The sequence below is a fragment of the Pseudoalteromonas sp. XMcav2-N genome, assembly GCF_024124545.1.
In the GTDB taxonomy this organism is placed as follows: domain Bacteria; phylum Pseudomonadota; class Gammaproteobacteria; order Enterobacterales; family Alteromonadaceae; genus Pseudoalteromonas.
The window spans coordinates 164,521-182,981 of sequence record NZ_JAMXSF010000003.1; the positions used below are offsets into that span (position 1 = coordinate 164,521).

The window sequence follows — 18,461 nt, forward strand, 5'->3', positions numbered from 1 at the left end:
CACAAGTTACTCCTAGAACATTAGCAGCTTTTCTGATAAAGCGCTTGAAATCAGCACCCTATAAATGAAAAAAGCACAAAGGCTGGCTTTGTGCTCAAGTCGAAGGAGGAATTAAAATAAGACTTAATGCTGATTTAGTAGACCAACTTACCTATGGGGTTAAACAATTGGCTCAGGCCCTGGCTAAAGTGCAACGCATCGTCGGCAAGTGTAAAGCACAAGCAAGACTCAGTCGCAACAGGTGAATGTTCATGGCTACCATCTAGCATAATAAAGTCGCCCGGAACGTAACTGTCCATTTCATCTTTGAATGTACCGGAAAGCAGTAATGTCAGCTCAAAGCCCTTGTGGGTATGCTGAGGTACACTGCCGCCCTTTTCAATGTGCAACAAACTGGCATGCAGCTTACCGTCGCCCAGATTGAGCCGTGAGCGAGAAAGCTTGCCCAACTTCAACCAACCACTCAATCCAACATTCTGCAGACTGGATGGCAACACAAATTGCTCTCCTTTCACTTCAATTTCAAGAGGTGCAGAAGCAGGCTGGTCTGTAAACTGCGTGTCTTCTGTAATCTGAGCGATTAAATCGTCCCAGTTTTCGTCACCTTGCAGCTCCATATCTTCACCAGCAAAGCTATGCGCACAGCTTGCTTCAAACTGACTAGTCAGCTGCTGGCATTGCGGGCACATAGCCACGTGCATACTCACAGCCACACTGAGTGACGCGCACAGTTCTCCCTGAACATAAGATTGAAGAATGTGTTCGGATGGGTGGTATTTAATCATGGTGCTCCCCCATATGTGCTTTCAGTTTGCCCAATGCCAGTCTCAGCCGGGATTTTACGGTGCCCAAAGGTATACCAAGTTGATTTGCCAGCTCTTCCTGACTCAACTCCTGAAAATAAATGCCTTTCACTACATTTTTTTGTTCTTCAGGTAGCTTTTCTACATACTCTACGAGCTGCCTGTCCAACAAATGATCGGAAAATTCGGCACTGTCATCGCGCTCATTGCTATGTTGCTGCCAGATGTCCTCACTAAGATTGTCCTCGCGGTTGGTCTGCATCTTTCTCAGCATATCGAATGACTGATTCCGAACCAGAGTATAAATCCAAGTGGTTACAGCGCCTTTTTCGGCATTAAACAAATGGGCTTTTCGCCACACGTTAGCCATGCTCTCCTGAAGTAGCTCCTGTGCCTGACTTGCATCGCCAAAGCGTTGGCGACCCAGGTGCAACACCTTGGGTGCAAACCACTTGAATAAACAGGCGAATGCTTTTCTGTCCCTTTGTTTGGCAATGCGGTGCATCCAGTCGCACAACTGCGCCTGTTGCTCGGGACTGAGCAGGCGTTGCTCCGAAGTTTGTGTAGCAGCAACGTCTTTCATAACTGACCCCTGTGGCGTTTCGGTACTTTGCTGACGGCTTTTTTCTATCATTAGCTCACATCCATACATAATGGAAGTTTAAAAACGAATTTTTTATTTCTATACACGTTATACGTCGAACAAATAGATGTGGATCACACATGCTGACGAATATATCAGTCGTCCTGACCCGTTAAAATGGTATCAAGGAATTTCAGTGCCTGAGGCAATGTGCCTGGCTCGCAAAAGCCCTCTTTATGCTCCGGAGAAAACGGTAAAATCTCCAAAAAACGTCCGGCTACCCATGCAGCATCTTCAAATCGGGGTTCCGGGTATAACGCAGCCAGTTCGGGGTTTTGTTTGAATATACGCAGCAGCTCATCGCTAATGTGTTGATATCTGGGTGCCAGTTCAGAGCACGACCAGTGTGGTCTTACATCAAAGCGAGCTTGGCGTAATCCGTCAGCGTCCATCCAGACTTCGGTCACATCCAGCAAACCCTTAGAACGTACGTCGATGGTTAGAATATCATCTTCCGCGGAGCCGAAATCAATGATTTCCACCCAACTTGCCCATGGTGCAGTCTGAAATTCAGTCGCAGACTTGTACAAGCTAAGTGCAAAGTGACGGTCATCGCCCGCTTCTTTCACCATACGCAAATATTTTTGCTCGAAGATCCGCAACCGAGTGACGCCACCGGGCAGGAGAAATACGGGTAGTGGAAAAAGTGCCATTTGCACGCTTTGCATCATAAAATCAGGCCAAACAGTTAAATCTGACTTGTAATACGTATAAGCGATTTACCCGGATCAACGAAAATCTATCTCGCTAAGCCAGTACGTGCTTTTTTGGTTTTTTATCGGCGGGAGCATTAAAAAAGGGCCGTAAAGGCCCTTTACAACAAGTAAGAAACTAGCAAAAGCAATGATTAGCGCATCGCCATCATCATTTTAGCCGGCTCCTCTAAGTAAGACTTCCACAAATTGTTGAATCTTGCAATCGTTCCGCCATCAATAACACGGTGATCGCCAGACCAGCTCACTTGCATAATCGCACGTGATACCACATTGCCCTTATCATCAAAACGTGGCAGATGCTGTAATTTACCCAGTGCAACAATGGCCACTTCAGACTTATTGATGATAGGTGTCGCTGTCGTTCCGCCGATTGCGCCGATGTTCGAAATTGAGATCGTGCCGCCTTTGAGGTCATTGGGAGAAACTCGCCCTTCACGCGCAGCGTCTGTAAGCTGTGTTACCGCTTCAGCGACATCCACAATTGATTTGTTCTGACACTGTTTAATGTTTGGTACCAGTAATCCAAGCTTACTGTCGACCGCCATACCGATATTGTGATCGTCAAAGTAAGTGATCTCTGTGCACTCATCGTTCACCTGCGAATTAAGAATTGGGAATTCTTTAATCGCCAGTGATAACGCCTTGATAAAGAATGGCATCATTGTGAGTTTAATGCCCTGCTTTGCATACTGATCTTTTAGCGATTTGCGTAATGCGATCAGGTCAGTCAGATCAATCTCATCACTGTAAGTGAAATGCGGAATAGTTGAAACCGACGCGACCATCTGTTTGGCCATCGCAGCTTTCATACCACGGATTGACTCGACACGTGTTCCACCTGATGCTACCGGTGCCGGTGTTGATTGTTCGGTCTGAGCAGGCGTAGTCGACTGAACGGCGACAGTGCCACCTTGCGCAAAGCGCTCGAGGTCTTCTTTAAATACACGACCATTTTTACCTGAGCCTGGTACCTGAGTGATGTCGATGTCCATCTCGCGCGCGCGGCGTCTGACCGCTGGCGAGGCAACGGCTTTGCCATTCACTTTAGTCGTTGTAGCTGGTTGTGCAGACGCCGCTTTGCTTTCGCTAACAGGCTGTGGCTTGTGGACCGCCAGCTCGTCTTGTTTCGGGCTGTGATCCGCACCTAAGCGCATCTGGAATAACGGACTGTGCACCTGCGCAATATCGCCTTTTTGATAATATAGCTTTTCAACCACACCATCGTACTTGGCTGGGATTTGCACCAGAGCTTTGTCTGTCATCACATCACACACAGCCTGATCTTCTTTGATTTCATCGCCTTCTGCGACCAACCACTCGACGATTTCACACTCAACAATACCTTCACCTATATCCGGCAAAATAAAGTCTTCTAAATGTGCCGCAGACGCAGCTGGTGCTGAACCGCTGTCACCTGCATTGCTGGCAGGTGCAGGTGCTTCGCCAGCAACATCCATTGCAAACAGAGGCTCATGGACTTTAGCAATATCGCCTTTTGCATAGTGTAATTGGGTGATCACGCCGTTGTGTACAGCCGGGATCTGGACCAGTGCCTTGTCTGTCATCACATCGCAGATAGGCTGATCTTCTTTTACTTCATCACCAACATTCACCAGCCATTCGACCAGTTCACATTCGACGATCCCCTCGCCGATATCCGGTAAAATAAATTCTTTAGACATGATCCGTCCCTTAAAACTCTACTGACTTCTTAATTGCAGCGAATACTTTAAGTGCATCCGGTACATACTCTTTTTCCAGCGCCAGCGGATAAGGTGTATCCAGGCCACAAACACGCTCGATAGGCGATTCAAGATGCAGGAAACACTCTTTCTGGATAGTTGCTGCGATTTCAGCGCCGAATCCGTTCGTGATAGGTGCTTCGTGACTGATAACCAGGCGACCTGTTTTAGTTACAGACTTAGCGATGGTCTCGACATCCCACGGCAAGATTGAACGCAAGTCAATGACTTCACAACTGATCCCGGCTTCTTCCGCCTTGGCTGCTGCCTGCTCAATGATCTCCATCTGTGCGCCCCAGGCAAGTAGTGTCACGTCTTTACCTTCTTTCACTACTTCGGCTTTACCAATTTCAATGGTGTAATCGCCCTCAGGCACTTCACCCGTAGACGCGCGATACAAACGCTTTGGTTCAAAGAAAATCACCGGGTTGTCATCTTTAATACACGCGCGCAGCAGACCTTTTGCCTGATACGGGTTACGTGGCACAACCAGTTTAAGGCCTGGGGTGTGTGCAAAATAAGCTTCGGGTGATTGTGAGTGATACAAACCACCGGCAATACCACCGCCGTAAGGTGTGCGGATGGTCAGATTGCCGACATTGAACTCATTACCAGAGCGGTAACGGAACTTGGCGGATTCGTTTACTATTTGGTCGAACGCCGGGAAAATGTAATCAGCAAACTGGATCTCAGCAAGCGCCGGTGCACCGAAAGCCGCCAGACCATTAGCAAAACCCAGGATCCCCTGTTCAGTCAGTGGCGTGTTAAACACACGGTGTTTACCGTATTTTTCCTGTAAGCCTGAAGTGGCACGGAATACACCGCCAAAGTAACCCACATCCTCACCAAAAATACAGGCCTGCGGGTGCTCTGCCATGGTGATGTCTAGCGCCGAGTTAATGGCGTGCAGCATGTTCATTTTAGCCATTATTTTACCCTCCCAGCCGTGATTGGATACGCATCCGGATGCTGTTTAATATGCTCTTTAAGTTCTTCGTATTGTTTTTGTAGTGCCGGGATAGGTGTATCGTAAACATCAGAAACAAGCTCTTCCAGTGCTGGTTTTTGAACCTTTTCTGCCACTTTTAGCGCTGCCAATATCTCTTCACGGATTTTGTCTTTTTGTGCTTCGTCTTCTTCTTCGTTTAGCCAGCCCTGTTTTAGCAACCAGGCCTTGAAGCGTGCAACCGGACAGTTTGACTTAAACTCGGCTTCTTCGTCTTTAGTACGGTAGCCCGACGGGTCGTCCGACGTAGAGTGCGCACCTAAACGATAAGCGATGGATTCGATCAATACCGGCTCGCCTGTCGTCACTGCAATTTCACGGGCCTTTTGCGTTGCCGCATAAACCGCTAATGTATCCGCTCCGTCGACACGAATGGTCTTAATGCCGTAGCCGACACCGCGAGAGGCAATACCGTCGCCTTTAAATTGTTCATCAGCTGGCGTAGAGATGGCGTAACCATTGTTGCGGGCAAAGAAAAGTACCGGTGCCTTATGCACTGCGGCCATGTTCAAACCTGCGTGGAAGTCACCTTCCGATGCAGCACCTTCCCCAAAGTAACAAATAGTGACGTTGTCAATTTCGTTGCTTAGTTCACCGCTTTGTGCATCGATATGCTTAAGTTTCTGGCCGTACGCATAGCCCGTTGCTTGCGGGATTTGTGTGCCCAGTGGCGATGAAATGGTCAGGTAGTGTAATTCGTTTGAGCCATAATGCACTGGCATCTGGCGACCCTTACCCAAGTCTTTTTCGTTAGAGAACAGCTGGTTCATAAACTGCTCAAGCGAAAATCCACGATAGTGCAGTGCCGCTTGCTCGCGATACTGTGCCATGATCATGTCTTCTTGTTTTAGCGCAGCCGCACTGGCGGTAATAGCAGCCTCTTCACCAAGACACTGCATATAAAAGCTGATCCGACCCTGACGCTGAGCCGCCTGCATACGTTCATCCAGCAGGCGGATAAAACGCATTGTGGAGTAAATACGTAGCGCCGTGTCTTTGTCTAACTCAGGTGCAGTTGCACCGTCCAAAATATCACCGTCTTCGCTGAGAATTTTCAGCGTCGGGATGTTAAGCGCATGGCCATCGATAAATTCGAGCGCATGGCTGATATTCAACGATATGTTATTGGGGTTAGTCATAACCTACCTTCTCTTGTTGTCATAACTAATTTGCAATGCCAAAGCCGCTTAAAATGGGCCGGATCCGCGGTTAGAGATTTGAATAATTAGTGCGGTAAATGCAAATTAATTAAATTAAAGCTTTTGCCACTTTACGTTAACGTAAACGGTTATTCAACTAATCCTAGATGAATAACCGTTAATTTGCACATTTTGCGGTGGAAAGTTTTTGATACGCTTTATTAAGCGCTTTATTTACATAGGGTTATACGAAGTTTTCGTCTACTTCCAGCGGGATCACAGTCAGTAATGCACGCTGACCCAGCGCGACTTTAGCATTCGGGAAAATGATGGCTTCGCCCTCAACTTCTGCAAAGTAGTCCTTATCACCGTCGGTTGCGAGCAATTCTCCTTTAGCAAAACCGGTGAAATTTACCGCAGAATCAGGGAATGGGAATGAAAACGCCTCACAGGTGCGGTTTATCGTACGATGCACCTGAAACAACTCGAAGTCACTTGCATTAAAATCACCAAATTTGACACCTTCTTGGCTAATTAATGCTTTCAGCGTTTGTTTTACTGCGGTAAAGCGTGACATATCATTCTCGCCAAAAGGTTTCACCTGCCCCAACTCAACCGTAAAGGCATCGGCACCAAACTGAAACGATGAGAAGTAGCTGAAGGTGGTTGCTGCTGAGCGCATCATCAAAATAGTATTGACGCCACAGGCCAGCATAAATTGTAGTTGTGACTTCTTCCACGGCTTTCCATGCAGGAATGGATACACTGCAAACTTTTCGTTCTTGGAGCCACGAATTGCAGTATGCAGATCATAATGGCAGCGATAACGCCCCTCAGGTACGCTGGTGAAAAAGTCGCGCACATAGCCCTCTAGCTTTGCAGCGCGGATCTGCTCCGGGTTTTCGGTGCGGTTTTCGTGGGCACCATTGAACAGTCGGTTCAGGTTTTCATCCACAAAACGCTCTGCAATATTAATGGACTTAGGATTACCAAATACAAATAAAACACGGTGTGCCAGTTCAATGCGCTCCAGGATCACATCCTGAATAAACTCGTCGCATATTTCTATGGGGGCGGTTTCATTACCATGCACCGCGCTCGACAACACGATGTCTTTGCTACCATAAGTGGCAGGCGTGAACTGGATAACGCCAGTGTCTTTTACTTCAACCAAAGTACCGTTGCTCAGTGTAAATTGCTCAGCGGCAAGGGAAAACTCGTTATTGCGAGTCAGAGTCAGGAAGTCTCCAGTTTGTTTTAATGTATCAAGGTACATACGAACATCACCTTTTGTGAGAGAAATGAGCGTTGCTGAGGAATCATATTTCAGCAACTAAATAGTAGGTATAAAAAAAGGCCATCACAATGTATGGCCTTTTATCACTTAAAGTTAGCGGATCACGCTATCTACCAATGTCTTGGCCGCCTGTTCCAGCTCAGCAAGATGCGCTTCGCCTTTAAAAGACTCAAGATAGATTTTATAAATGTCTTCGGTGCCTGATGGGCGAGCCGCAAACCAACCCGACTCGGTTACCACTTTTAATCCGCCGATGGCCGCATTGTTGCCTGGTGCCTCTGTCAGAATATCCGTGATGGCGTCACCTGCCAGCGTGCTGGCCGTGACATCTTGCGGGCTTAAGGCTTTTAGTTTGGCTTTTTGCTCGGGTGATGCAGGCGCATCAATACGCTTGTAAACCGGCGCGCCATATTGCGTTTCCAGTTCACGATAGTATTGTGACGGTGTTTTACCGGTCACAGCCAGGATTTCAGCAGCCAGTAAACCCAGAATAAAGCCGTCTTTGTCTGTATTCCAGACCTCACCATTACGGCGAAGGAAAGATGCACCTGCGCTTTCTTCACCGCCAAAAGCCAGCCATTGCTCGCTCAGGCCATCAACAAACCATTTGAAACCAACCGGTACTTCGTACACTTCGCGCTGATTGCCTTTGACCACTTTGTCGATCATTGCACTGGAAACCAGGGTTTTACCAACTTTTATATCACTTCCCCAGCCACGATGCTTGAGCAAGTAATCAATCGACACGGCCAGGAAGTGGTTTGGATTCATCAGACCGTCTTGAGTAACAATACCGTGACGATCGTAATCCGGATCGTTACCAATACCGATATCATAGTCGTCTTTAATCGCCACCAGGTTAGCCATCGCAAATGGCGAAGAACAATCCATACGAATTTTGCCGTCTTTATCCAGTGGCATAAACGCAAAGCGTGGGTCAACTTGTTCATTCACAACCGTGAGATCTAACCCATATTGCTTCGCAATCACCGGCCAGAAATTGATGCCAGAGCCGCCCAGCGGATCAACACCAATGCGTACGCCTGCTTTTGCAATTGTTTCGAGGTCGACAATGTTCGCCAGGTCTTCCACATAAGGCGTGATCAAATCGACATATTTTACAAATCCTGAGCGACTGGCTTTAGCAAATGGGAACAACTCTACTTCAACCAAATCTTCTATTAATAGCTGATTGGCGCGATCTTCAATCCACTTAGTCACATCAGTATCGGCTGGCCCACCATTGGGTGGGTTATATTTAAAGCCGCCATCTTCCGGCGGATTGTGCGATGGCGTCACTACAATACCATCGGCCAGCTCATGCGGGTGCGTCTTGTTATGACACACAATGGCGTGGCTGATCACCGGAGTTGGTGTGTAATCATCGTTTTCTTGCGTTACCACATGAACTTCGTTGGCAACCAGCACTTCGATAGCGGAGTTAAACGCAGCTTCCGACAAGGCATGGGTGTCTTTGCCTAAAAACAGCGGGCCAAAAATATTGTTGGCTTTTCTGTAATCACAGATAGCCTGGGTGATGGCCAGGATGTGAGACTCATTAAACTTTACATTATATGAACAGCCTCGGTGACCTGACGTGCCAAAAGCAACGCACTGCTCCGGGTTTTGCTCCAGATCAGGCTCATTTAGGTAGTAAGCCGATACCAGTTTGGGAATATTAGCCAGCTGACTTAACGGTGCTGGTTTGCCTGCATTGGGGTGATTTGCCATCACATTTCCTTATAGGTAGTCTCGGATAGTTTCTGCCTGTTGCGCCGAATAACCAAGTATGAGCGCAACTTCGTGCAACATCATTTTTTTGCGCGTCGTATTTGAGTTTGTCATAACCCAATACTGACTGTCTGCAATGTTCTTCGGGTTCGTACTACTACCGCTTTCGAGCAATGCTGCTTTGCTGGTCGAAAAATAAATGCGATCTCGCCCTTTGATTTCCAGAATTTTATGGAAATCCGCTTTATGGCTGCGATGAAATGCCGCCAAAATAAACAAAAAGCGCCCTACTACACCTTTTTGCATAGCGAGCTCTTCTTTATTGAGAATATCAAATACGTTACCTGAAGGCTCACTTGAAACCGCTGCGGGTTCTGACTCAACCTTAGGTTGAGCTGCCGATTCTGCTGGCTGTACGGTTTCCTGAACGGGCTGCGCTACTGAGTTCAGGTTCAATAAACGACGCAGGATCTGGGAAGCGCTTTCACCAATACTTTGCGTGTTACTGGCAATGTACTGATATAGCTCGTCATCTATTTCTATTTTTTTCATGCTTGTCCTGTCATTTTATACATCTACTGCATCTTCTCGGGATTATATCTAAATTTAACTTATTCCTCTACGGCTATGATTTTGCTTTCAACACTGGCAAACTATGCGCCGGATCCGGAGGTATTATGTTGCTTAACTACAAATTATCGGGACAGCCACTGGGCAGTGCCGAGCCCGTTGTGTTACTTCACGGCCTGTTTGGCTCGCTGGAGAACCTGAATATTATAGCCCGCGCACTGGGTGAGTCTTACGCTGTGATCAATCTTGACTTGCGTAATCACGGCCTGTCATTCAAAAGTGACGTGATGGATTATCCAAGTATGGCCCAGGACGTACTGACTCTACTTGAACATCTTAAAGTAGAAAAAGCACATCTGGTTGGCCACTCAATGGGCGGCAAAGTTGCCATGCAAGTGGCTATGCTGGATGAAAGTAAAATCCACAAACTAGTTGTGCTGGACATCGCCCCGGTGAATTATCATCCTCGCCATGACAGCATTATCCGGGCATTGAACGTCGTTGCCTCTGTACAGGTAGCAAGCCGCACTGAAGCCGACACAAAAATGAAGGCGTTTATAGAAGAACAAGGCGTACGCGGCTTTTTGCTCAAAAGCCTGGCAAAAGACGAGCATGGGGAATTCAACTGGCGCTTTAACCTGGCTGTCATAGAGGCCAACTATGATAAGATCATATCAAATATAAATACAACTCATTCTTGTTTGTGTGATACCCTGTTCCTGAAAGGAAACAACTCAGATTATATTCTGGCAGAACATAAAGACGCCATCATGCAAGCCTTTAGCAATGCCAGAGCAAAAATCATCCAGGGTGCCGGACATTGGCTGCACGCAGAGAAACCGCAAGCCGTCAATCGTTCAATTATTGATTTTATTCAATAATTACCCCAGTTTTTTCTCAGCAAACTTAATTTATCGGTAACAGGTATGGTATAGTAGCCGCCGTTTATATTTTGAGTAGTGCAAAGATGATCAACGAATTTATGAATGAGTTTGAAACCATTGGTCTTTACTTTGCTCTCGCCGGGATTTTCTTCTTTATAGGTATGGCCATTCAGGACGTCCTAAAGAAAGGAGACGTGCCCAAGTTTGGTCGATACATTGTCTGGTTAGTGCTATTTTTAGGGTGCTCAGGCTTTATCGCCAAGGGCCTGATACAAGTATTTTGGCAAGGTGCGGGTGTTGGTTAATGGCCAAGTCTGAATTAGATAGAACCACTATCGACTTGTTTGAAAATGAAAAGCGCCCTGGTCGGCCTAAGACAAATCCTCTCCCCAGAGAGATGCAGCTAAAGATCAACAAGCGCAATCAGATTAAAAGAGACAGAGCAAGAGGGTTAAAGCGCGTCGAGTTTAAAATTTCCTCTGAGCTATATCAGGCATTGAGCGATATGGCCGAAGAGCAAAACATCAGTCGTAGCGCGCTGATAGAAACCATTTTGCAAGAAAAATTAGCGATTAATAGATAAAAGGTAAGTAGTTAATGGCAAGCGTAGGTATTTTTTTCGGCAGTGACACGGGTAACACCGAACACGTTGCAAAAATGATCCAAAAAGAATTGGGCAAAAAATTAGTCGACGTTAAAGACATCGCCAAGAGCAGCAAAGCAGATATCGAAGAGTTCGACTTGATTCTTTTTGGTATCCCTACTTGGTACTACGGTGAAGCACAGTGTGACTGGGATGACTTTTTCCCTGAGCTGGAAGAAATCAATTTTGAAGGCAAACTGGTCGCAATCTTCGGTTGCGGTGACCAGGAAGATTATGCTGAATACTTCCTCGATGCAATGGGCATGGTCAACGACATCGTCACTGAACGTGGTGCAATCGTGATTGGTAACTGGTCTACCGAAGGCTACGACTTCGAAGCGTCTAAAGCCCTGGTTGACGACGGTCACTTTGTTGGTCTGGGAATTGACGAAGACCGTCAGCCTGAATTGACAGAAGAACGTGTTAAAAAGTGGTCTGCTCAGGTATACGAAGAAATGTGCCTAAGCGAGCTGGAAGACTAACAACCTCTACCTGGGGTTAGTAATCCAAAGCACACTATTTTTAAGTCTGTGTCGTGCTAGACTTAAGTAGTAACTGAAATTAGACAAATTGAGACAGATTAATGACTGATCACAACTTAGAGCTAAAAAAAGCGGGTTTAAAGGTTACCCTGCCACGTATTAAGATCTTAGAGATCTTGCAGTGTCCTGATAACCAGCACATCAGTGCCGAAGACGTATACAAAATCTTGCTGGACAAGGGCGAAGAAATCGGTCTTGCAACCGTTTATCGTGTATTAAACCAGTTTGACGACGCTGGCATTGTGACCCGTCACCACTTTGAAGGTGGTAAGTCTGTATTTGAATTGTCAGGCAGCACACACCATGACCACCTGGTATGTCTTAAGTGTGGTAAAGTCATCGAGTTTGAAGACGAACTTATCGAACGTCGTCAGGAAGAAATTGCCAAAGAGAACGGCATTAAACTGACCAACCACTCGCTGTATTTGTATGGTGAGTGTAACGATGAAGAAGCGTGTAAAAACTATGGCGATGAAAACGGTAACTAAGCGTACTTAGTCGCAATTTCATTGATAAAGCCGACAACAGTCGGCTTTTCTGTGTCTGATATGTCGTGATTAAATCTGCCCTTTCACTGCATCACTTCAGCCCCCCCAACAACTACTCGATCAGGGCAATTTGTATAGAGTTAACCTGGCATTCTTATAGTAAAAAACTCTACACCAGCTTTTAAGCCTGCAAAATTGAAAGGCTTAACAACACACTTGTCTACCCCAGTCCTTCGCGCTTCATTTGCCTGAGCAAGTGAACCTCTTAGCGTCATCATCAGAAAATTTACATCTTCATGTCTACTATTTTGCCAATTCAATACTCCGGCTTTGATACATGTCCGGTTGTTATAATGGGTTAATACGAGTACATGGAATCACGCGTGATTCATCCGACAGGTTATGCGTTTTGAAGTGATTGTTGTCAATCTTTATAATTTTTCCATAATAAACACTGTCTGGGCTGTGGTTTACAAAAGACTCCACTGATTGGGGTGTAAATATATTCAACTCATCTTTTTCTAGTCTGGATAAATGCTTCTTGTAAGCAAAGCTTTTAACAATATCTCCGGTTATCTCAAAACGTGCTGAAGTTTCGATATAAATAACAGACGCCACATCGGGCTGTGAATTATCATAAATTTTGTAAGTTGCATTAGACCACGCGCTTGATTGTTCTATTGAGTAATAATCAACTGCATGGTACTCCATGGTTGAGCCCTCACCGATTTCAGTATTGGCCGTGCATTCCCAATGTCCATCAAAGAAATCTGCTAGTTCCTCTTGCGAATAGGAAAACAGAGGCAGCAGTAAAAAAGCTAATGTAGTTATTTTTGTCATAACACGGATTTAAAACTCAACTCTATCAAACCGAAAGGTTACTAATGCGGCTAAAACCACGTACCCACAACAAAAACAACCATACGTCATTTTAAAGTATGTGTCACTCTTTGAATGAGGTATTAATGGCTTCTTATTCACCCTTTTGCTTCCAAACCAGGTGTAAGACAAGATGGATTATTAAGAATATCGCCGGACATAAAAACAAGTAAAACTCTAACCAGGTACTAACCAGCTTAAAAATTTCACCTTTATAGTTAATTCCTGACCAATAAGTAAATACCAGAGCTGAGAGGCCTAGAATAAGAAACACTAATCGAGTTTTTTGCTTAAGCTTTAAGCCCCAACTTACGGACGTTAAAGCGATGTAGCCAAAAATTCCAAATATTGAAGTAAAAATCCATTTCACGCTAAAAAGTATTGGCAATTCAAGAATATTACCGACTGCACCAATTAAGGTGAGAACTGCGATGATTACCAGCAAGGTTGATGGAACCCAGGCCAAAATAATAGTTAACCCTATTAGCAGTTCTCTCATAAATCTAGATACATTCTTAAAAACACCTCACCTTCCTCAAATACCGACTTTTGTAAATGTTTGACTATCTGAGGGTGAGTTCTCTCTTTACCTCCTTGATATTGCTCGCTTTTCCTCTTGTGTACAATTATGGCTTACGTAGTAAAGCAGCTTCCATCACTTCAAACACGGTTGTGTTATCAACATAGTTACCGTTCCATTTATACTGCTCGCCCCACAATTGCGCTGCCTTTAAATCTGTAAGGGTAAACTCATTAAACCGCTGACTGCCAGCCCCTATTGCCCACAATGGCACTAGCTCATTGGTATGATTGCGAGAAGCCCACTGATATCCAGGAATATTGCCTTTACCACGGTTCTGAACAGCAAAAAACGCATTGAATGTATCTTCTTCAGGGTGAAAACGTGCTGTTTCCAGCGATTCTTTGCTTCTGTCTTGTGCCACATAGCCACCCGCACTGTTTGTCCAGGTCCCTTCTCCCCAGATCCCGCCGCACTCATGATCTGAAGTGATAATCAGCAGTGTTTCATCCCAGCTTGAGTTTGTTTCTACCCAGCTAATAACGGCATCTACCGCCTTATTGAAGTCAATCTGCTCTTCTATAAATCTTGGCATATTGTTGGCGTGGCCCATCCAGTCTACTGCACCGCCTTCAATCATAACGAAGAAGCCATCCGGGTCCTGTTCGAGTACATTCAACGCCCCCAAACTCATAGTCGCCAGATCTGGCACATTGGTATTGTACGCCATACCCGAAGGAGTATCGTCGCCAGGTAACGATTCTCTACCAGCCTGCAATGTAGAGCCCGACTGAGCAATACCGATCACTCGTTGAGGGACATTTTTACCCTGAGCAAGCGCTTTAAAATCGGCGAGCGAGTCTATATAAGACATACCCTCGTGACCTTTTTGATTGCCAAGTGACGTAAAGGTTTGCTCTCCACCAACATACTTATAGTCTTTATCACCAGCAAGTGCTTTGATATCCCCGCTCGCACCATACAACGGATGGCCGGCGCCCATAATAACAGACAGATCTGATGCCAGCATTTCATTAAATATATCTGCGTAGTTATTGCGAGAGCTACTGTGCGCTATCGCCGCAGCAGGTGTCGCGTGAGATATCATCACGGAGGTTACCGTACCCGCGGATAAGCCCGCTTTCATGGCGAGTTGAGCAATGGTTTCGAATCGCTCACTGTTACTCCAGTCCATATTGATGCGGCCAACCGAAGTTTTTCGGCCACTCATCAGTGCTGTACCCGCGGCAGCACTATCAGTGTAGGAGGTGTAGCTACCAAAAGCCGTGTAATCATTGATCATCGCATTTTCAAAGCGTGCCCAGCGAGTTGTTGGGTCATAGCCTTGCGCGACAGCCCCTACGGCCTTGGCAGCGTCTGCTCCCTTTGGTAAGGGTCGCCCCTGCTCATCAATCAGGTTAAGTGCATTGTGTGCTAGCCCGAAAACCAATGGTGATGTCCCATCCGGTCGAGTTACCTGATAGGTTTGCTTACCAGCAAGGCCCTGATAGTAATCTGCGGCCAGCCAACCGTTGAATCCGTTACCATCAGATATCATTAAAATAATATTTTTAGGTTCCGAGTTTTTTGTCGTTTTAGGATCAGGCTCGCTGTGGTTGGCGCATGAAACCGTAAAGATTACAGTCGTAATCAGGGTTGTTCTAAAGAGAGTATGGATCATCATCAGGCACTCGTTTTATAAATAGATCTCAGTAGTCACATAATTGACATATAATTGTATTTCGTGCATTTAACACGCAAAGCAAATGCTATATTATAACATTGCAAAGTCAAGTCATTCTATTTTTAGTAACCGTAACTCAAGCCGCTGTATTTAAGCGGAATTTTCAGGCACCAACTCAAATAAAACAAATATATGGCATTTAACAGGACAATTATTAACCACGCCTGGCTGATGTGACTTTTACCTCTATTAGCCAAGCTAGGTGATCAAGATAAATCAAAGAAAAATGCAATCTGCGGAGCAATTCATCAATCTCATAGAAAGTATGATGAAAATAGCATTTCAAAAAGAGGGGTCGGGGGAGTTACATAGATATTGAGCCCAGTTATGCTCTGAGCTCTTAAGTATATTATCAGATGTGCCAAACATCATACACCAGGTCGGAAACTTCGACTGCTTGGCTCACATCCTGCGTCCCGCCTTAGTATTTTCTAAAATAAAGCGCCGGATAGAGTGGATTAAGGGTGTTGTCTTCGACAATTTCCCCATCTGACAATTGATTATTTACCGCATCAATTAAAGAATGCTGTTTGCCATTTACCTCAATCATAACAGTCACCTCTTTGTTTGATGAACCCACATTAAAGCAAGACTTAATGCGAGTACCGGCATCTGCATCTCGCCAGGAGCATTGCAATAAGGTTTCTTCAAATCCGTCTACCATACGCTTGGCAGGGTAAGCTCTAAAGTAAACAGGACCAACGTCACAGGCGTTCTGAGCAGGCTTATTGTCGACAACAGCAACTCCACCAGCGAAATAGTTAAGTGTAAAGTCGTTAAAGCTCATCATACACGCTGAAGAATCGGTAGCTTGGATTTTAGTCGCTATGGGTAGATTTAATGTGCGCCCGTCAATGTCATCACACATGAGTTTATGAGCGTTACCGCCCTCATTATTCCAGCGACAATCCAGACGTTTTTCCTCCAGCCCATCGACGATGCGTGTATCTGGCGCCGGCTCAAAAGACACAGCGTGTCCTAAACAATTAGCCTTATTCCCACCAATTTTCACTGTACCTTTAAGCTCAGTCCGGTAACCATCAAGCCAGTTTATTGTGCAAACACCATAGCCGGGAATATTCACCCTGTTAGCAACCAATATGTCTGGTAAACTGGCATCTACCGGATGAGTGCACATTTTGTTTTCCCATGTGCCTATTTCATTTTGTTTATCAGACTGCCAATAGCAAGACATGGGTGAGCTGTCTTGGGCATGTGCAGTGGCCATGAAGCTACACGCGATAATTGATGATACTTTTAGTAGTGCATTTAATTTGTTTTTCATACTGATATTCCTTTTAGTAATGAGTTGTCATCCGAAAACATGTGCACATTAACATTTTTAAAAAGGTTAAAAAGTCTAAATTACAGTTGCTTACAATCAATTACCAGGCACTACAAACACACTTTTTTACTTACAAAACTAATACGCATCATCGACCTGAATTCATTTTCCATACATGCTTAGCCGTGTAGCTACCGCTTATCGGCATCATATGTCTAAAGACATTAGCGATTGCAAAAGATTCGTGCGTTCAGGTAAAAGCCATGTAAGGCAGTGTAATAGTATTTTTAGTACCGACGCCTAAACTCTCAAGGCTGTTATCCCTGACAGCCATCCACACAAGGAGCCAGACTATGACTATCTCAAAATTTATGCTGTGTGCGTTATTTAGTAGCACTTTTTTGGTACATGCAGGAACCCAGTACCTAACCCAACCTGCCAGTAATATCACGCAAACTTCAGCTCAATTGAACGGATACTCCTCTTCCACAATTGGTCTCAGTGGTGAGATTTTTGACTATGGGCAAACGACCAGTTACGGAAATGGTGCACTGGCCATTCCTCCAGGTGTTAATGGCCCTGTGAGTGCACAAATTTCCAACCTGGATTGCGGCACACAGTATCACTTTCGCTTTCGAGGTGACCCCAAACCGCCCCGCACAACTATTCAGGGTGAAGATCTCACCTTTACTACGCTCCCCTGCGGTCCGACGAGCTATTCGAACGTATCCTTTGAAACAGGTGGACAATACTATTTCGTCGCAGAAGGCAATGGTGGTAGCACGGTGAATGCAAACCGTTTGGCTATTGGGCCTTGGGAGCAGTTTAACTTGATTGATATCAACGGTGGCGACCTGAATAGTGGCGATCAGGTCCATATTCAGACGACTTCAGGCTACTACTTTGTTGCAGAGCAAGGCGGTGGCGCGGAACTCAATGCCAACAGGACCGCAGCATCTATTTGGGAAACGTTTACCATCGAACTACCAAACAACCCTGGCGCTTTGATACAAAACGGAGACAAAATCGCCCTCAAATCCATCAACGGGTATTACGTGCAAGCGGCTGGTAACGGAGGATCTGGCGCAAATGTCTACCCAACGGTGATTGGCTGTAATGCCACATACCCATGTTCCTGGGAAATGTTTAAAATCCATTTTTAGACAAACCACAAATCTGCATGGCTGTATAACCAGCCATGCTACGAATATCATGATATCCGGTACACTTGAGCAGTATTGATCAAAATGCTAGCTTGTATGGCCTAATCAACCAAGGTGGATATGCCATAGTGAAGCGCTCTTTGTCACGAGAAGATATATTGAAAAAGCTGCTTTTACTTCAAGCGCTTTCTCTTTTGGGACTGTTAACTGGCGTATTTCTCGCCCCAGAAAATCCAATCTATCCGTTTGCACCTGATAAAACAAACATGGTATTCATACATCTAACAGAAGCAATCATTACTTGTATGCTATCTGCCAGTACAGCAATTTTTGCTATTTATGGCAAGTTCTGGCTTAGATTATCCTATACACATGTCACTATTTGCTCTTTAATGAGTGGGGTTTTGGCCGTGTCACTTCCAGATTTTCGACTTGGAAGCTTTTCCTTACCTCCTCTCTACCTGGTCAGTTTATATACCGGCGTCTTACTTCTCTTAATAATGGTTGGTGTTTCAGTTGAAAAAATACGATTAAAGCGAACATTAAAGGACTAGCCCATTCAAGCCAACCACCAGATCGCTAATATGAGCCCCCTTAATACAAAAAAACAACTGCCACTTCCCTTCAAACTTACAAGTTGCAGCTATTGGGTGTAAAAATTGCTTT

General features: G+C 45.4%; 20 protein-coding genes. 7 read left to right on the plus strand and 13 right to left on the minus strand.

Annotated elements, in window-relative coordinates; all coding sequences use genetic code 11:
* Positions 1–134: 134 nt before the first annotated feature.
* The 9 genes from NH568_RS05390 to seqA all read right to left on the minus strand — a co-directional run bounded on the left by NH568_RS05390 (position 135) and on the right by seqA (position 9,629).
* The gene (locus NH568_RS05390; protein WP_253045261.1) at positions 135–785 is read right to left on the minus strand and encodes a ChrR family anti-sigma-E factor; all 651 of its coding nucleotides are present in this window, start codon (positions 783–785) and stop codon (positions 135–137) included.
* Positions 778–1,437, minus strand: coding sequence for a sigma-70 family RNA polymerase sigma factor (locus tag NH568_RS05395; RefSeq protein WP_052713104.1), 660 nt, complete (start codon positions 1,435–1,437; stop codon positions 778–780). Before NH568_RS05395 ends, NH568_RS05390 begins: the two co-directional genes overlap by 8 nt.
* 104 nt (positions 1,438–1,541) lie before the next feature.
* Positions 1,542–2,099, minus strand: coding sequence for a hypothetical protein (locus NH568_RS05400; protein ID WP_253045263.1), 558 nt, complete (start codon positions 2,097–2,099; stop codon positions 1,542–1,544).
* A gap of 194 nt (positions 2,100–2,293) precedes the next feature.
* A complete protein-coding gene (locus tag NH568_RS05405) occupies positions 2,294–3,844 on the minus strand; it encodes a dihydrolipoyllysine-residue acetyltransferase (protein ID WP_253045266.1) in 1,551 nt (516 codons plus the stop codon).
* A 10-nt stretch (positions 3,845–3,854) separates the two neighbouring features.
* The gene (locus NH568_RS05410) at positions 3,855–4,832 is read right to left on the minus strand and encodes a transketolase C-terminal domain-containing protein (protein WP_046004494.1); all 978 of its coding nucleotides are present in this window, start codon (positions 4,830–4,832) and stop codon (positions 3,855–3,857) included.
* Positions 4,832–6,049, minus strand: a complete 1,218-nt coding sequence (locus NH568_RS05415; RefSeq protein WP_253045268.1) for a thiamine pyrophosphate-dependent dehydrogenase E1 component subunit alpha — start codon at positions 6,047–6,049, stop codon at positions 4,832–4,834. The genes NH568_RS05410 and NH568_RS05415 overlap by 1 nt, the downstream gene beginning before the upstream one ends.
* A gap of 244 nt (positions 6,050–6,293) precedes the next feature.
* On the minus strand, positions 6,294–7,325 hold the full coding sequence (gene astE, locus NH568_RS05420) for a succinylglutamate desuccinylase (RefSeq protein WP_253045273.1): 1,032 nt from the start codon (positions 7,323–7,325) through the stop codon (positions 6,294–6,296).
* Between the two features lie 114 nt (positions 7,326–7,439).
* The gene (gene pgm, locus NH568_RS05425; protein ID WP_253045277.1) at positions 7,440–9,077 is read right to left on the minus strand and encodes a phosphoglucomutase (alpha-D-glucose-1,6-bisphosphate-dependent); all 1,638 of its coding nucleotides are present in this window, start codon (positions 9,075–9,077) and stop codon (positions 7,440–7,442) included.
* A 9-nt stretch (positions 9,078–9,086) separates the two neighbouring features.
* Positions 9,087–9,629, minus strand: a complete 543-nt coding sequence (gene seqA, locus NH568_RS05430; protein WP_253045281.1) for a replication initiation negative regulator SeqA — start codon at positions 9,627–9,629, stop codon at positions 9,087–9,089.
* A 125-nt stretch (positions 9,630–9,754) separates the two neighbouring features.
* On the opposite strand from seqA, the gene NH568_RS05435 reads away from it, so the two are divergent.
* The 5 genes from NH568_RS05435 to fur all read left to right on the plus strand — a co-directional run bounded on the left by NH568_RS05435 (position 9,755) and on the right by fur (position 12,204).
* The gene (locus NH568_RS05435; protein WP_253045284.1) at positions 9,755–10,528 is read left to right on the plus strand and encodes an alpha/beta fold hydrolase; all 774 of its coding nucleotides are present in this window, start codon (positions 9,755–9,757) and stop codon (positions 10,526–10,528) included.
* An 86-nt stretch (positions 10,529–10,614) separates the two neighbouring features.
* Positions 10,615–10,836, plus strand: a complete 222-nt coding sequence (locus tag NH568_RS05440) for a DUF2788 domain-containing protein (RefSeq protein ID WP_046004500.1) — start codon at positions 10,615–10,617, stop codon at positions 10,834–10,836.
* Complete coding sequence (ybfE, locus tag NH568_RS05445) at positions 10,836–11,114, plus strand: LexA regulated protein (protein ID WP_010384731.1); 279 nt, start codon at positions 10,836–10,838, stop codon at positions 11,112–11,114. The genes NH568_RS05440 and ybfE overlap by 1 nt, the downstream gene beginning before the upstream one ends.
* Before the next feature lie 14 nt (positions 11,115–11,128).
* Positions 11,129–11,656, plus strand: coding sequence for a flavodoxin FldA (fldA, locus tag NH568_RS05450; RefSeq protein ID WP_138545604.1), 528 nt, complete (start codon positions 11,129–11,131; stop codon positions 11,654–11,656).
* Between the two features lie 101 nt (positions 11,657–11,757).
* Entirely contained in the window at positions 11,758–12,204 is a 447-nt protein-coding gene (fur, locus tag NH568_RS05455) for a ferric iron uptake transcriptional regulator (protein WP_010384733.1), read from the plus strand.
* A gap of 348 nt (positions 12,205–12,552) precedes the next feature.
* Here the strand turns inward: fur and NH568_RS05460 are convergent, their stop codons facing one another.
* From NH568_RS05460 to NH568_RS05475, 4 genes are all read right to left on the minus strand, one after another.
* Positions 12,553–13,044 (minus strand): hypothetical protein, encoded by a 492-nt coding sequence (locus tag NH568_RS05460; RefSeq protein ID WP_253045287.1) that lies wholly within the window; start codon positions 13,042–13,044, stop codon positions 12,553–12,555.
* Between the two features lie 133 nt (positions 13,045–13,177).
* Positions 13,178–13,582, minus strand: a complete 405-nt coding sequence (locus NH568_RS05465; RefSeq protein WP_253045291.1) for a hypothetical protein — start codon at positions 13,580–13,582, stop codon at positions 13,178–13,180.
* A gap of 127 nt (positions 13,583–13,709) precedes the next feature.
* Positions 13,710–15,287 carry an alkaline phosphatase gene (locus tag NH568_RS05470; RefSeq protein ID WP_253045296.1) on the minus strand — a complete coding sequence of 526 codons (1,578 nt, stop codon included), beginning with the start codon at positions 15,285–15,287 and terminating at the stop codon, positions 13,710–13,712.
* Between the two features lie 481 nt (positions 15,288–15,768).
* Complete coding sequence (locus NH568_RS05475) at positions 15,769–16,632, minus strand: hypothetical protein (protein ID WP_253045301.1); 864 nt, start codon at positions 16,630–16,632, stop codon at positions 15,769–15,771.
* A gap of 353 nt (positions 16,633–16,985) precedes the next feature.
* Between NH568_RS05475 and NH568_RS05480 the strand changes: the two genes are divergently transcribed.
* Together NH568_RS05480 and NH568_RS05485 are read left to right on the plus strand one after the other, a co-directional pair.
* Positions 16,986–17,795: a peptidase S8 gene (locus tag NH568_RS05480; RefSeq protein WP_253045305.1), complete on the plus strand. Its 810-nt coding sequence runs from the start codon at positions 16,986–16,988 to the stop codon at positions 17,793–17,795.
* A 65-nt stretch (positions 17,796–17,860) separates the two neighbouring features.
* Positions 17,861–18,349, plus strand: coding sequence for a hypothetical protein (locus tag NH568_RS05485; protein ID WP_253045308.1), 489 nt, complete (start codon positions 17,861–17,863; stop codon positions 18,347–18,349).
* Positions 18,350–18,461: the final 112 nt, after the last annotated feature.

Coding starts and splice junctions, on each gene's coding strand:
- NH568_RS05390 (WP_253045261.1), bottom strand. CDS start 785: ATGATTAAATACCACCCATCCGAACACATTCTTCAATCTTATGTTCAG.
- NH568_RS05395 (WP_052713104.1), bottom strand. CDS start 1,437: ATGATAGAAAAAAGCCGTCAGCAAAGTACCGAAACGCCACAGGGGTCA.
- NH568_RS05400 (WP_253045263.1), bottom strand. CDS start 2,099: ATGGCACTTTTTCCACTACCCGTATTTCTCCTGCCCGGTGGCGTCACT.
- NH568_RS05405 (WP_253045266.1), bottom strand. CDS start 3,844: ATGTCTAAAGAATTTATTTTACCGGATATCGGCGAGGGGATCGTCGAA.
- NH568_RS05410 (WP_046004494.1), bottom strand. CDS start 4,832: ATGGCTAAAATGAACATGCTGCACGCCATTAACTCGGCGCTAGACATC.
- NH568_RS05415 (WP_253045268.1), bottom strand. CDS start 6,049: ATGACTAACCCCAATAACATATCGTTGAATATCAGCCATGCGCTCGAA.
- astE (WP_253045273.1), bottom strand. CDS start 7,325: ATGTACCTTGATACATTAAAACAAACTGGAGACTTCCTGACTCTGACT.
- pgm (WP_253045277.1), bottom strand. CDS start 9,077: ATGGCAAATCACCCCAATGCAGGCAAACCAGCACCGTTAAGTCAGCTG.
- seqA (WP_253045281.1), bottom strand. CDS start 9,629: ATGAAAAAAATAGAAATAGATGACGAGCTATATCAGTACATTGCCAGT.
- NH568_RS05435 (WP_253045284.1), top strand. CDS start 9,755: ATGTTGCTTAACTACAAATTATCGGGACAGCCACTGGGCAGTGCCGAG.
- NH568_RS05440 (WP_046004500.1), top strand. CDS start 10,615: ATGATCAACGAATTTATGAATGAGTTTGAAACCATTGGTCTTTACTTT.
- ybfE (WP_010384731.1), top strand. CDS start 10,836: ATGGCCAAGTCTGAATTAGATAGAACCACTATCGACTTGTTTGAAAAT.
- fldA (WP_138545604.1), top strand. CDS start 11,129: ATGGCAAGCGTAGGTATTTTTTTCGGCAGTGACACGGGTAACACCGAA.
- fur (WP_010384733.1), top strand. CDS start 11,758: ATGACTGATCACAACTTAGAGCTAAAAAAAGCGGGTTTAAAGGTTACC.
- NH568_RS05460 (WP_253045287.1), bottom strand. CDS start 13,044: ATGACAAAAATAACTACATTAGCTTTTTTACTGCTGCCTCTGTTTTCC.
- NH568_RS05465 (WP_253045291.1), bottom strand. CDS start 13,582: ATGAGAGAACTGCTAATAGGGTTAACTATTATTTTGGCCTGGGTTCCA.
- NH568_RS05470 (WP_253045296.1), bottom strand. CDS start 15,287: ATGATGATCCATACTCTCTTTAGAACAACCCTGATTACGACTGTAATC.
- NH568_RS05475 (WP_253045301.1), bottom strand. CDS start 16,632: ATGAAAAACAAATTAAATGCACTACTAAAAGTATCATCAATTATCGCG.
- NH568_RS05480 (WP_253045305.1), top strand. CDS start 16,986: ATGACTATCTCAAAATTTATGCTGTGTGCGTTATTTAGTAGCACTTTT.